General features: G+C 64.9%; 14 protein-coding genes. 3 read left to right on the top strand and 11 right to left on the bottom strand.

Annotated features, from left to right (window positions below; translation table 11 throughout):
* Positions 1-62: 62 nt before the first annotated feature.
* Together A3E77_RS13160 and A3E77_RS13155 are read right to left on the bottom strand one after the other, a co-directional pair.
* The gene (locus tag A3E77_RS13160) at positions 63-290 is read right to left on the bottom strand and encodes a hypothetical protein (protein ID WP_293646657.1); all 228 of its coding nucleotides are present in this window, start codon (positions 288-290) and stop codon (positions 63-65) included.
* Positions 291-466: 176 nt separating this feature from the next.
* Positions 467-1,279 (bottom strand): NUDIX hydrolase, encoded by an 813-nt coding sequence (locus A3E77_RS13155; RefSeq protein ID WP_293646655.1) that lies wholly within the window; start codon positions 1,277-1,279, stop codon positions 467-469.
* A 103-nt stretch (positions 1,280-1,382) separates the two neighbouring features.
* On the opposite strand from A3E77_RS13155, the gene A3E77_RS13150 reads away from it, so the two are divergent.
* Positions 1,383-2,003 carry a DUF4126 domain-containing protein gene (locus tag A3E77_RS13150; protein ID WP_293646653.1) on the top strand — a complete coding sequence of 207 codons (621 nt, stop codon included), beginning with the start codon at positions 1,383-1,385 and terminating at the stop codon, positions 2,001-2,003.
* Positions 2,004-2,014: 11 nt separating this feature from the next.
* On the opposite strand, the gene A3E77_RS13145 is transcribed toward A3E77_RS13150, so the two are convergent.
* From A3E77_RS13145 to A3E77_RS13135, 3 genes are all read right to left on the bottom strand, one after another.
* Positions 2,015-3,238, bottom strand: a complete 1,224-nt coding sequence (locus A3E77_RS13145) for an NAD(P)/FAD-dependent oxidoreductase (protein ID WP_293646651.1) — start codon at positions 3,236-3,238, stop codon at positions 2,015-2,017.
* Between the two features lie 116 nt (positions 3,239-3,354).
* Positions 3,355-3,591 carry a hypothetical protein gene (locus A3E77_RS13140; RefSeq protein ID WP_293646649.1) on the bottom strand — a complete coding sequence of 79 codons (237 nt, stop codon included), beginning with the start codon at positions 3,589-3,591 and terminating at the stop codon, positions 3,355-3,357.
* Positions 3,591-4,643 (bottom strand): Leu/Phe/Val dehydrogenase, encoded by a 1,053-nt coding sequence (locus A3E77_RS13135; RefSeq protein WP_293646647.1) that lies wholly within the window; start codon positions 4,641-4,643, stop codon positions 3,591-3,593. Before A3E77_RS13135 ends, A3E77_RS13140 begins: the two co-directional genes overlap by 1 nt.
* A gap of 125 nt (positions 4,644-4,768) precedes the next feature.
* Here A3E77_RS13135 and A3E77_RS13130 point away from each other — a divergent pair, with 125 nt between their 5' ends.
* Positions 4,769-5,236 carry an Lrp/AsnC family transcriptional regulator gene (locus tag A3E77_RS13130; protein WP_293646645.1) on the top strand — a complete coding sequence of 156 codons (468 nt, stop codon included), beginning with the start codon at positions 4,769-4,771 and terminating at the stop codon, positions 5,234-5,236.
* A gap of 138 nt (positions 5,237-5,374) precedes the next feature.
* Complete coding sequence (locus A3E77_RS13125) at positions 5,375-6,466, top strand: transglutaminase-like cysteine peptidase (RefSeq protein ID WP_293646643.1); 1,092 nt, start codon at positions 5,375-5,377, stop codon at positions 6,464-6,466.
* On the opposite strand, the gene A3E77_RS13120 is transcribed toward A3E77_RS13125, so the two are convergent.
* The 6 genes from A3E77_RS13120 to A3E77_RS13095 form a co-directional block, all read right to left on the bottom strand.
* Positions 6,412-7,671: an HlyD family type I secretion periplasmic adaptor subunit gene (locus A3E77_RS13120; RefSeq protein ID WP_293646641.1), complete on the bottom strand. Its 1,260-nt coding sequence runs from the start codon at positions 7,669-7,671 to the stop codon at positions 6,412-6,414. The genes A3E77_RS13125 and A3E77_RS13120 overlap by 55 nt on opposite strands.
* Before the next feature lie 2 nt (positions 7,672-7,673).
* Positions 7,674-8,765 carry a cell wall hydrolase gene (locus A3E77_RS13115; RefSeq protein WP_293646639.1) on the bottom strand — a complete coding sequence of 364 codons (1,092 nt, stop codon included), beginning with the start codon at positions 8,763-8,765 and terminating at the stop codon, positions 7,674-7,676.
* The gene (locus A3E77_RS13110) at positions 8,762-10,939 is read right to left on the bottom strand and encodes a type I secretion system permease/ATPase (RefSeq protein WP_293646637.1); all 2,178 of its coding nucleotides are present in this window, start codon (positions 10,937-10,939) and stop codon (positions 8,762-8,764) included. The genes A3E77_RS13115 and A3E77_RS13110 overlap by 4 nt, the downstream gene beginning before the upstream one ends.
* 37 nt (positions 10,940-10,976) lie before the next feature.
* Positions 10,977-12,371 carry a TolC family protein gene (locus A3E77_RS13105; protein WP_293646635.1) on the bottom strand — a complete coding sequence of 465 codons (1,395 nt, stop codon included), beginning with the start codon at positions 12,369-12,371 and terminating at the stop codon, positions 10,977-10,979.
* Positions 12,371-13,090: an OmpA family protein gene (locus tag A3E77_RS13100; protein WP_293646633.1), complete on the bottom strand. Its 720-nt coding sequence runs from the start codon at positions 13,088-13,090 to the stop codon at positions 12,371-12,373. Before A3E77_RS13100 ends, A3E77_RS13105 begins: the two co-directional genes overlap by 1 nt.
* Positions 13,091-13,147: 57 nt before the next feature.
* The coding region (locus A3E77_RS13095; protein ID WP_293646631.1) for a hypothetical protein at positions 13,148-13,496 on the bottom strand (349 nt) is incomplete at its 5' end.

Raw genomic sequence — 13,496 nt, 5'->3', positions numbered from 1 at the left:
ACGCACAAAAGGCCCCGAGCAGAACTCGGAGCCTTTTGGTATCTGTATCGATCAGCCGTATATTACGGGCTGGTCGGAGCATCGTCGTCGTTGTCCGACGCGATGATGATGCCGCCAACGACAGCAACGAGAGCGAGCACAGCGATGATCCAGCTGGTGCTGCCTTCGAGTTCGCTCTGGCCGTCAACGGCCGAGGCTGCGCGGGCTGCGGGAGCCGCCGACGCCGCAACCGGCGCCGCGATCATCGAGGTCGCTGCGAGAGAGATCGCAGCCTTTTTAAGCAGGTTCATCATTTTCTCCGTCCACTGGATTAGTCTTGTCGAATCACACCAAGGAAAAATCCCCGGTCTGCTTCTGCCGCGCCTTCTTACGGATAGGCTTAAGCAATTGCAACGACGTTTTGCCCTAGCCCGCCAATTCTTAGCAAATTGCTAAATAGGGAAAAAGTCGTTGCCACAAATGCCAATCAACCGCGCCTTACGCGGTCGAAACGCTCGCTGGTGATCGGGTATCCAAGATGCGCCGGGATGCAAAGATGCGTCCCCCCGTCGCGCTCCTCGATCCACGGCGTGATCAATTCGACCGGAAACTGCCCCGAATGCGCAGAGAAACTGGAAAAATCGGCGACCTGCGCCAAGCGCTCCAGATTGCGGCGGGTCGGAAAGATCACCGACACGTCGCCGCGGTCGGCCATCGCCAGAGTGTCCTGCGCACTCGCCCAGAAGATATGGCTGTGTTCGGCTTCCTCGACGGTCAGTTCGTGGCTGTGCGGCGGTGCCGCCACCGCATAGAATCGCGTATCGAAAGTCCGCGCCTCTTTGAAATTCGGACACCAGCGCGCGAAAGGAACCAGCGATTCCAAGGCGATTCGCTCGTCGCCCCGCGCCGCGAGGATGTCGGACAGCAAGGTTCCGCCGAGCAATGCCTGGCGAACCGCGGCCACCTCGTCGTCAGCAAGGGTCGGCCACCCGACCGCGAGGCCGGTTTCCTCCAGCGTCTCGCGCAGCGCGGCGACGCGCGCGGCCCCATCCGCCTCGTCCGCGGCAAACCCGTGCTGGCGCGCGACCAGATAATCGTCGGGATCGACGCGCCCGCCGGGAAAGACGACCGCGCCCGCTGCGAACGCCATCGTCGTCGATCGCTTGACCATCAAGATCTCGTCCGACGTGCCGCGTTCGGGCGGGCGCATGATGACGAGCGTTGCAGCGGGAATCGCGCCATCTGGCAAGACAGCAGCCGCGGCGGCGGGCGGGACTGACGGCGGAACATCCTGGCTCATATTAAAGGCGATAACCCCGCCGCACCGCCTTGTCATCTCGCCATTGCGGGCGCAACGTTGCGGGTGCAACATACAAGGCGGATCAGCGGCGGGGAGCAGGGCATTGGGAATCGTCGAGATTTTGGGGGTCGCCGGCAGCCTCAGCCTCCTGGCCGGCTGGCGACTTTACCTCACCATCCTGGCAACCGGGATCGCGATGCACTTCGGCTGGCTCCCGCTGCCCGAACATCTTGCCGCGCTGCAAGTCCTCGCCAACCCCTGGGTGCTCGGCGTCGCGCTGGTCGGCACCATCGCCGAATTTCTCGCCGACAAGATCGCCTGGGTCGATTCGATCTGGGATACGGTCCACAGCATCATCCGCCCGCTTGGCGGCGCGCTGCTGGCGCTGGCGCTGGTCGATTCGTCGGACCCAGCCTGGCAGGTCATCGCCTTTCTGCTCGGCGGCGGCGGCGCATTGCTGAGCCACGGCGCCAAGGCAACCACCCGCGCGGTGGTCAACGTCAGCCCCGAACCGTTCAGCAATGCCGTTGTCTCAACCGGCGAGGATGTCGCCACGGGCGGCCTGCTGGCGCTTGCCATCGCCTATCCGCCGCTCGCCATCGTCATTGCGATCTTGCTCGCGGTCGCCGCAGTCATCGTGATCATCGCGCTGCGCCGGTTGCTTCGTAACATCAAGGCGACGCTGAAGGCCGCACTCGGCGACGAACCGGCAACCGGCGCATAGCGCAGGCGCCGTCAGGCGGGCAGCAACGCCTTCAGGGGGGTTTCGACGTCAGCGAGTTGTTCGGCCGTCGCGTGGAGGCCCGCTGTTACAACCATCCGCCCCTGGACATAATCTCTGGTTGCGTTGACGCAATCGATCGCAATGACCTTGCCGGCTTTCAGGTAGACGACGGAGAAGCTGCGTGTGGCGGGATCGCCGCGCAACACCGCCTGGTCGTGCCCGGCCGACAGGCCCGCGGTCTGGAGCTTCAAATCATATTGGTTCGACCAGAACCAGGGTATCGCATGATAGGGCGCTTCGTCGCCGACGATGCCCTTGGCGACGACATTCGCCTGGTCATTGGCGTTCTGAACCGATTCCAGCCGGATCGTCGCCCCCTCGGCAAAGGCGTTTTCATGCGCCGCGCAGTCGCCGATCGCATAAATGTCGGCAAGGCTGGTCTTGCAGAGACGGTCGACGAGCACCCCGTTGCCTCCCTCGGCTCCCGCCGCGATCAGCGGCTCAACGGCGGGCACGATGCCGATGCCGACGATAACCAGATCGGCGGGGATGACTTCGCCATCCGCCAGCCGGACGCCGGTGACATGCGTATCGCCCTCGATCGCATCGACACACACGCCAAGCCGCAGGTCGACGCCATGGTCGCGGTGCTCCTTTTCGTAAAAGCGCGACAGCTGGGCCCCCGCAACGCGCGCGAGCACCCGGTCGAGTGCCTCCAACAGGACGACCTTCTTGCCCGCCTTGTTGAGCACCGCTGCCGCCTCGAGGCCGATATAGCCGCCGCCGATCACGACGATCTGCCCCGCGGTTTCGGACGCCGCCTTCATCGCGTCGGCATCGGCGCGCGTGCGCACGCCCTGCACGCCGGGCAGATCGCCGCCGGGGATCGGCAGCATCCGGGGGCTGCCCCCCGTTGCCCAGACAAGCTTGCCATAACCGATCGTCTCGCCGCCATCGGTGGTGACCGTGTGGCCGAGCGGATCGACCGACATCACCCGCGTGCCGAGCAGCATGGTCACCTCGCGCTCGTCCCAATATTTGGCAGGGCGCAACTGGATGCGCTCAAATTCCTTCTCGCCCGCAAAATATTCTTTCGACAGCGGCGGGCGCTCATAGGGAAGCTCGGGTTCGTCGCCGATGATCGCAATGCTGCCCGCAAATTTCTGCGTCCGCAGCATCATCGCGACCTGCGCGCCCCCGTGCCCGGCACCCACAATCACCACGTCGAACCGCATCGCCCTCGCCTTCCGCCGATTATCAGCGCGGCCCTCGCACGCACGGCGAGGCGAGGCAAGCTGTCGCCGCCTCGCCATCCTCAAAGAAAAACTTGACCGTCGGCCACCGCGCTTCGTCAGGCGGCCAGTTCCTCCATCTCCGCCCCGGTCACCGCAAAAACCTCGCCCAGCTTGGCCGCGATTGTTGCCGCCTGTCGCGGGTCGAGATCGCGCACAATGACCTCGATCCGCATATGGTCCGGCAGGAGCTGCATCGTCATTTCGCTCGGCACGATCGACCGCTGCGCAAAATGGCCGGTCACGCGGAGCAGCGATTGCGGGTCAAGGATCGCGTCGATCCGGAAACGGTGCATCAGGCCGCCTCGCGCTGCGCGCCTGCGATCACCTCTTCGGCCATTTCGTCGGCGACCAGCGCGGGCGAGCGGCCCTCGCGCGCGGCGCGTTCGAGCAGCGCGCCAACCCGCGGGGCAATCGCCGCGACGCGGGCCTGCACATCCTTTTCGCTCTCGCCCAGATATTCGGCCGACACATTGATGATGCCGCCGGCGTTGACGACATAGTCGGGCGCATAGGCAATGCCGCGCTGGAGCAACAGTGCCGCCACGTCGGGCGTCGCAAGCTGGTTGTTCGCCGCGCCGCAAACCAGCTTTGCCTTCATCCGCCCGACGCTGTCGCGGTCAAGCGCGCCGCCGAGGGCGCAGGGCGCGAATATATCGGCATCCACCGCCGCGATCTCCGACACGTCGACGACCTTGGCGCCCAGCACCGCCTGCAATCGGTCGCGCCGCGCCGGGCTGGGATCGGCGATCACCAGATGTGCCCCCGCATCGGCAAGGCGGCGGCACAGGTCGGCACCGACATTGCCCGTTCCCTGCACCGCGACCGTCAACCCGGAAAGACCGCGCCCGAGCGCGAATTCGGCCGCAACCTCCATCGATTCAAACACACCCTTGGCGGTCCAGGGCGATGGATCGCCGCCCGCACGCCCTTCGGCCGACGGCAGCCCTGCGACGTGGCGCGATGCGCTCGCCACCTCCTGCATGTCGGCGACCGACGTCCCGACATCTTCGGCGGTCACATAAAGCCCGCCCATTTGTTCGACCGCACGGCCGAATGCGCGGAACAACGCCACCCGGTCGAACTCGCCCTCGGGCCGCCGCAACACCGCCTTCGCACCGCCGAACGGCAGTCCCGCCAGCGCATTCTTGTAACTCATGCCTTCGGCCAGCCGCATCGCGTCGCCCAGCGCCTGCCGCATATCGGGGTAGGACCACAGGCGGCACCCACCCGCCCCCGGCCCCAATGCGGTCGAATGAATCGCAATGAAGCCGTCGAGCCCCGCCTCGAGGTCATAGAGACGCACGCATTCGAGCGGCGGGGCCAGGCGGGCAAGACGGACAACCATGAAACACTCTCCTTGGGATGAGCGTCGCTTGTCGCATCTTTGGCTTGGGCAAACTTGTTCGCAATTCGACCCCCAGCGTCAAATTGGGGATATAATAACCCACAAAACTCTTCTATGCGGATGAAATGACCGACCTTGATCTGTTCGAGATAAAGATTCTCCGCGAATTGCAACGCGACGCGAATCAGACGACGGCCGAAATCGCCGAGCGCGTCGGGCTGTCCGTATCGCCCTGCTGGCGCCGGATCGACCGGCTCGAACGCGACGGGTTCATCAAGAAGCGCGTGGCGATCGTCGACCGGCGCAAGGTCGGGCTCAACGCGCATGTCTTTGCCCAGGTCAAGCTGAACGCGCACGGCCGCGCGAACCTCGACGAATTCAGCGCCGCGATCCAAGGATTTCCCGAGGTGCTCGACGCCTATGTCCTGATGGGCACCACCGATTTCATGCTGCGGATCGTCGCGCGCGACATCGACGCCTATGAACGCTTTTTCTTTGATCAACTGAGCAAATTGCCCGGCGTGCAGGAAATTAATTCGACGGTCGCGCTGTCCGAAATCAAGGCGACCACGGAATTGCCGCTGGATAACTAAACAACGGGCGAAAACAGCCAATATCCAAAACGGGACAGGCATCTCGACCGAAATTCGTCGGTCGGCGCAACATGCCTAATGCTTTGTTTACTATCGCCATGAAGCGAATCCTCATCCCCGCGCGGCAAATGCAGCAGGATGAGGAAGAACGCCCATCTTGTCGCTGGCGAGTTGCGATGGCTTCATGTCTCCATCGCAATGGTCGCGGCCGCACTCGCGCCGACGGCAGCCCATGCGTCGTCGAAGCTGGTCAACGATCGGTCGTTGCCGGTCAGCAAGGCGCCGTGCCAGGTGGCCCCGGACTCCGCACTCGCCGTGCGATCCGACGGGGCGAGCCTGTCGTCGCCGGCCTTGCCAAGCGCGCTCGACCGCATCCGCGCCGAACAATCGGGAACACCGATTGTCGCCGCGGCCCCGGTCACCGCAAATCTTCTCGACTATCCCCCGCGCCGGACGCTTGAACCGGCGAGCCGCGGCCCGATTTCTTTCGCGCTGTCCGACGTCCGGAACTGCGATGCCGCGGCCAACTGGCGCGGCCCGTCGCCCATCGGCGACGCGCTCGCTGCCGCCGCTGACCACGACGCGACCGCCGAACTCGGCACCCGCGCGATCCCGGTCAAGCGGACGCGTTTCGATGGTCGCTGGAACCATGTGCGCCGCGCCGCCCCCGCCGGGCTGATGCAGGCGCAGCTGCGGCGTGCGAATGCCGCGCCGGGGCTGGCCGAGGCCGACCTGCTCGCGCGCGTCAACCAATGGGTCAATCGCGAGATCGCCTATGTGAACGACGACCGCAATTACCGTCAGCGCGACTTCTGGGCGACCGCCGAACAGACGATCGCGCGCCGCAGCGGCGATTGCGAGGATTTCGCTATCCTCAAGATGCAGCTGCTCCGCGCCGCCGGGGTCGACGCCGACCGGATGAAGCTCGTCCTTCTGCGCGATCTGGCGGCGAACGCCGATCACGCCTTCCTGCTGGTCCAGACCGACGCGGGCAAAGTCGTGCTCGATAATATGACCGATCGGCTCTACGACGGCAGTCAGGGCAATTCGGTCCGGCCGGTGCTGTCGTTCAGCGGGAACCAGCGCTGGGTGCACGCGTATCGCGGGACGCAGCCGCCCTCCGACACGACCCCGATCCCGGCGTCACGCAAATCCTTCACGCTGGCGCTGAACAATCAGCGTTCGGTCAAGGCCGAACCACTCACCTTCAAAACCGGCTTCAACAGATAGCTGAGCACCGACTTTTTCCCGGTCACGATCTCGACATCGCACAGCATACCGGGCGTGATCGGAAGGCGGCGGCCGTTTGACGTCAGATAGCTGTTCGTCGTTTCGACGACGACGGTGAAATAGGCCTGCCGTTCGACCTCGTCATAGATGCTGTCGGCAGAGACACGAACCACGCGCCCCTTCAACCCGCCATAGATGGAAAAATCATAAGCGGTGACCTTCACATTCGCCGGGTCACCCACCTTGATGAAGGCGATGTCGCGCGGCGTGACGCGGGTCTCGATCAGCAGCTTGTCGCCCAACGGCACGACCTGCATGATCTGTTCGCCCGCGTTCACAAAGCCGCCGACCGTGTTGACGAGCAGGTCGTTCACCACGCCGCGCGTCGGCGAGCGGATCTCGGACCGCGCGAGTCGGCCTTCGGCGCCACGAATCGTTTCTTCGTTGACCGCCATTTTGGTGGTGAGCTGGCTACGCTCGTTGAGCGCCTCCTGCTGGAAATCGAAGCGCGCGCGCGACACTTCGGCCCCGGCCTCGCGCACCGCCGCCTGCGATCGCGAAATCGCCTGGCGCGCTGCGGCGAGCCGACCCTGGATGTCGACCACCTCGCGCTGCGCGGTCAGCAATTCGGTTTGTGGCACCACGCCCTTCGCCGCCAGCGGTTCGAGCATCGCGACCTGTTCGCGCGCCAGCCGCAGGCTGCTTTCGAGCGACGATGCGGTCGCCTGCGCCTCGCCCATATCGCGGCGCCGCTGTTCGACGCTGGCCGACAGGGCCGCGAGTTGGCTTTGCAGCGATGACCGTCGCACTTGGGCCAGGCGCGCTTCGTCGCCGCAATCGGTGCCGGCGCATCCGGCGCCGCTGCCGCCCTCGCCCGCCAGGCGCGCAGCGCGCTGCGCCAGCCGGGCATTTTCGGTTTCAAGCTGGCCGAGTTCGGATTGCGACGTCGTATTGTCGAGGCGGACGAGCAACTGCCCCTTCTTGACCGTCTGCCCCGACCGCACCAGAATTTCGCGGATCGTCGACGGTTCGGCCGACTGGATGATCTGCACTTTCGACGACGGAATGACGCGCCCCTGCCCGCGCGACACTTCATCGACGCGCGCAATGCTTGCCCACAACAGGAACAGGACGAAGCCCGCGGCAGCCGCCACCATGATCTGCTCGCTACCGCGAAGCCGCTGCCAGAAATTCACGATCGACATGGTCAGCTTCCGGGTTGGGGTGCGGGCGCAGCGGCGGCGCCTTGCTGGTTCGTCAGGCTGTCGAACCGCGATTTGCTCTGTGCCGGGTCCGGAATGCTCGGCACCCAGCCCTTGGTGACGTCGACGCGGCCACCGACGTCGTTATCGGCGCGGTGGTCGGTCGGATCGCGCGGGGGCGCCACCCCATCGACCGCAATCGCCTCGGCAGGCAGCCCGTCCACCGTCGGCGCGCCGCCCTGATAGAGCTGACTGAACGCGGGGATGAATTCGGCTCCGGCATAAGCGTCGGAAAAAGCGCCTGGCTTCCCCCAAGACCCCGGCCAGCGATAGAAAATATGCGCGCCGATCTGTTCGATCTTGGTCAGTTTGGGCGCCCAGCGCGGCAGCACATAATTGGCGTGATAATGCGTCGCCATGCCGACACTCACCTCAACGTGACCCGACAGCGCAGAGCGCGCAATCTCGGCCGAGCGGCGCCACAGCGCGGGCACCGGCGCACGGCGCATCGACCCGTCGCACGCAAAGCTGAACTGGCAACCGGGGCGCGCGCTGCCCTGATAGATCACGCCGCAGACGGTGTTCGGATAGGCGGGATGCTTCATGCGGTTCAGGATGACCTGCGCGACCGCCGCCTTGCCTGCGTCGGATTCGGTCGCAGCTTCGTAATAGATCGCCTGCGTCAAACAGCGCTGCGCGTTCGTCGCCTGCGCCAGCGAGATCGTCGGCATCAGGAAGGGCCGCGCGGCCTCGACCGGCAGGGTCGAAACGGGAAGCAGCGCATTGCGTGCCACCGCGTCGGCGCCCTCGGCGGCCGGGAGGAGCGCGTCGGTTTCGGTTTCCGTGATCAACTTCGCGATCGCCTGCTTTTTCGCGACCCGCACGGCGTCGGCAGGATCGGCGGTCCAGCCCGCGAGGACGCCCTCGACGAACCGCGACAGGCGGTCATTCGACGCGGCGAAAAGGATCGCCGTGGCGGCAAGCGCCAGCCCCGACAGGACGAATTTCAGGCTTTTCGACGAAGCTTTTGAGGCATCGACCCAGGGGCCTTCGGCGCTGGCGGCGCCCTCGCGCCCGATGTTGAGCTCCGGTATCATGGTGTCGGTTCCTTGCCCGTCGTTTCCTTGGCCGCCGCTTCTTTGGTGGAGCGCGCGAGCACCTCGGCGCGCGGTCCATCGGCGACGATCCGCCCGCCATCGATCACGATGATGCGGTCGCACATCTGCAAGATCGCCTCGCGATGGGTGGCGATGATGACCGTCTGCGTTTTCGCGACCGCATTATCGAGCGCCTGGATGAAAAGCCGTTCGCTCTGCGTGTCCATCGCGCCAGTCGGTTCGTCGAGGAACAGCAAGCGCGATGGCGATGCAAGCGCCCGCGCGATGGTCAGGAAACCGCGCTGGCCGCCCGAAAGTTGGCCGCCGCGCTCGCCCGTGCCGCGGTCGAGCCCGGTTTCGTCACGGCCCATGAAGCGGTCCGCCCCGATCGATTGCAAGGTCGCGAGCAATTCGGCATCCGACGCCGCCGGGGCGCAATATTGCATATTGTGCTTGATCGAGCCGCTGAACAGCACCGCGTCCTGCCCGACAAAACGGAATTGCGACCGCAGGTAGATCGGCGAATATTGGCGGCTGTCGAGGCCGTCGATAAAGATGTTGCCTGCCTCGGGTGCGTAGAGCCCGCAGAGCAGGCGGCCGAGCGTCGACTTGCCCGACGCCACACGGCCCACGATCGCGATCCGTTCGCCCGCCTCGATCTTCAGGTCGATGTCGGTCAGCGACGGCGCCGACGCTCCCGGATAGGTGAAGGACAGGCCTTCGACGACCGTATGCCCCTTGTCGATCGTCAGGTTGAGCGCGCTGCTGCCCATGCGGCGTTCGTCGTCAGCCTCGATCATCTGCTGGATGCTTGCCATCGTCGTCAGCGCCTGGCGCCCGCGCGTCATCAGGAAGGCCAGTTGTCCGACCGGCGCCATCGACCGGCCGGCCAGCATGACGATCGCAATGATCGCGCCCATCGAAATCTTGCCCGCATCGAACAGGTAAAAACCGCCGACGACGAGCGCGAGGCTGGAAAACTGCTGCCCCAGCGTCGCGAGGTTGATCGCCGCGGCGCCCGTGCGGCGCATCGTCGCCTGTGTCCGCGCGCTGGTATCGACCATCCGGCGCCATTGGCCGAGAACCTGTCCCTCGGCAGCGCAGCTCTTGATCGTTTCGGCGCCGCCGATCGCCTCGACCAGCATCGCGTGCTGGATGCTCGCATCGGCCTGGTTGTCGAGCGAGGCCTGCACCATCCGGCGCTGGAGGAAATATCCGGCGATCGCCATCGCCGCGATGATCGCCAGCGGAACGAGCGCCAGCCAGCCCGCGAGCACCGCGATCATGATCAGGAACAGGAACAGGAACACGACATCGACGATCAGCACGATCGTCGTCGAGGCAAAGAAATCGCGGATCGTTTCAAATTCGGAGACGCGCCGCGCGAGCATCCCGGTGCTGCCGCGGCGGTCGGCCAGCGGCATGTTCAGCACCTTGGAAAATATCTTTTCGGACAATTTGACGTCGAGTTCGCGGCCAAGATCGTCCAGCAGGGTCGAGCGGGCAAGGCGCAGCGTAAATTCGACCGCAAAGGCCAGCAGCGCGCCGATCGCCAGCACCCACAGGCTCGATACCGCCTTGTTCGGGATGACCCGGTCATAAACGTTCATCGTGAACAAGGGCAGCGCAAAGCCAAGCAGGTTGATCATCAACGCGGCGCCGAGCACGGGGTAGAAGGCGCGGCGCATCCGCCGGATCTCGCTCCAGAACCAGTGGCGCTTCGCCTGTTCGTCCCACGGCCTTTCTTCGGCGCGGATCGCGGTCGGGTCGGCGGCGACCGCCACCGCCTGTCCGGCATAGCTGTCCTCGACGGCCGCCTCGTCGCACCAGATCGGCGCCTCGGCCCCGGGCTCCCAGAGCAGATACTGATTGTCCTTTGCCTCGATCAGCACCGCGCATGACGCGTCGTTGCGGCGGATGATCGCCGGCAACTGGCGCGCAAGGTGCCGAACCTTGCGCGCGGGCAGCCGTTCATTGTTGATGAAGCACAGGTCGAGCGCGGCTTCGGCCTGATGAAAGGGAAGATGCCCCTTTTCATCGCGCGCAAGCGCAACCAGCGCGCCGCGCTGGAAATTCTGGCCGAAATGCTGCGCAACGAACAGGATACAGGCGATCAGCGGATCGCCTGGAGCCTCTTTACCGATCCGCGCAATGGGGGATTGATCCTGAACCATGTTGAAATTTTCTACTTAGAATCAATCCACTAAAAAATCATTGCGGGTAACGGCGGCGCTGCAACTCGGCGGGCGCGGGCGGACCATAGCCCACTTGCTCGCGCGCATAGACGCGCCGCGATTCCGGCGCAGTCAGGTTGAACGCCTCGAGCAGGCTGTTGGTCGATGCCAGCACCTGATACACGGCGAACATCTCCGAAAAGCGTGCGGTTTCGGTGCGGACCTGCACGTTGAAGCGCGTGTTTTGCGCGTCGAGCACGTCGAGCAGCGAGCGACGTCCGATCGTGAATTGCTCGCGATAGGAACCCAGCAGTTCGTCGGTCGACTTGCTCTGATCGACAAGGTCGCGGAACACCGCCGTCTGCGTTTCGCGGCTGTTCCACGCCCGGCGCGTATCGGCTTCGGCATTGCGCTCGGTTTCGTGAAGCCGGAACCGGCTCTCGCTCGCGCGGCGGACCATTTCCTGATATTTCGCACGGTTGATCCCACCGTCGAAAATATCCCAGCGCATCACGACGCGGCCCAACAGGTCGTTCGTCTCGCCGCGAAACGCGTCGATATCGTCGCCGATCCGGCCCGACAATTCCAGCCCGATCGTCGGGAAGAAATCGCCCTTCGCCTTCTTTGCTTCGGCATTCGCGGCGTCGACATCGGCTTGTGCTTCCAGCACTTTGGGATGCCGCGACCGCGTCAGGCCGACAGCCTCGCTCAGGCTGACGGGCAGCTTTTCGGCCATGGCCGGCGGCATCTGCACATCGTCGATCTGAAGCCCGCTCAGCGCGAGCAGTTCGATCTTGGCATTGACCAGCGCTTCCTTGGCTTCGGCGACACGGACGCTTGCCGCCTTTTCGCGTTCCTGCGCCTGTTGCAGGTCGGCGATGCTGATCGACCCCTTCGACGCGCCCTCGGACAAGTCCCTCACCAAAACATTGTGAAAGCCCAGATTATCTTCGGCTGCGGCGACGACCCGCTGTTGCAGCAGGACGTCGAGATATTGCCGCGCGGTCTGCAAGGCGATGAATTCGGAGCGTTCGAGCACCCGCAGCGCCGCACCGTCGACGCGCGCCGCCTGGCGAAGCTTTTCCCCATTGCGGCGGCCGAAATCGATCAGCGTCTGGTCGGCGCGGATCGACGCTTCGAGCGGATAAAGCTCGTCGTTGGCGATACCCAGGTTGCGGCGCGTGGCATTTTCGAGTCGGCGGACGCCCGCCGACATCTCGAGCGTGACGCGCGGCAGGTACAGGCCTTTCGCTTGCTCAAGCTCGAACTCGATCGCCTGCTTGTTCATTTCGGCCTGGTTGATCTGCGGATTGGAATCGATCGCGACGGCCATGACATTCTGCATGGTTGTCGGTTCGGCCCATGCCGCGCTGGCGAAAAGGGATATGGCGAGTGCCGAGGCAAAGCCTGCGAGCTTGTGTTGCGCTTTCATCACTGTCCCCCATTCACTTCGACTTCGACGCGCCGGTTTTCCGGTGTGCGCTGACCATCCACGGTCTGGATACGCGGTTTGCGTTCGCCCATGCCCGACACCGCGATGGCATCGGCGGGAATCCCCGCGCCGCCCATCATGTCAGCGATCACGCGCGCACGGCGAAGCGCCAGCCCGTCATTATAGCTGTCCGGACCCGAACGGTCGGTGTGACCGACGACGGTAAAGCTGCGCCAGCCGCAACGTGCCTGATTTTCGGCCATGAAAGCGACCGACTGGGCCGCGTCGGCAGGTGCCGCAGTCGAATCCCAATCGAAATAGAAGGTCGAGGCGACCTCCGGCGGGCAGTTCTCGGTCGGCGGTGGCGGCGGCGGCACCAGCGGCGCTTCGGTCGGCGGCTGCGGGCCGCGCGTCATCATGCCATAGGCGAAATCGCACCGACGCAGGCTTTCCGCATCCTTGGTGTTCGATTTCAGGTAACCCAGTGCGATGCCGCAATGGACCTTGGCCTCCGAAGCCCAGGTATAGGCGTTGCTGTCGGCCGCGACCACCGACCGATCGGTGGTCAGCGCCAGCGCCGCATCATAGCGGGTTCGGACCTCGGTCTTGAGCTCGCCGATCGGTCGATCGGCCAGCGCTTGCGCCAAGGCGCTCCCGGGCTGGGCGAAAGCCAGTGCGGCGATCGCACCCGCTGCCCATTTTGCCGATTGATGTCCCATGCTCCTCTCGCCCTCCCATTATGTAATATTGATCCACTGGTTTTATAAAATGCCCGGTCAGGCGGCCGCCATGTTGTGGAGGTCCTGCTCCAGCGTCGGCGTCGGCATATGGCCGCCGCCCGACGATGCCACTTGCTGATCCAGGAATTGCGCAAGATCGAACGCCGGTGCGTCCTTGCCTGCGACCTGCACCGCTTCGCCGCCGGTGACCGCATCGATGATGTGGTCGATGGCGTTTCCGCCCTCCAAAACCTCGGCCAGCACCGCTTGCGCAGCCGGGTCCTTGGCCGCGGCATCGCCGCCGACGGCAGCCGTCGGCACCTCGCCGAGCGCCAGCAGCCCCTCCATCGAGCCGCCATCCGGCGCGCCCCGTTCGACAATCATGTCGAACAGCGCGTCCGATGCG

It is taken from the genome of Sphingopyxis sp. RIFCSPHIGHO2_12_FULL_65_19 (assembly GCF_001830555.1).
Taxonomy (GTDB): Bacteria; Pseudomonadota; Alphaproteobacteria; order Sphingomonadales; family Sphingomonadaceae; genus Sphingopyxis.
The sequence above is the reverse complement of the archived record's forward strand: the minus strand, read 5'-3'. Positions and strand labels throughout refer to the sequence as shown.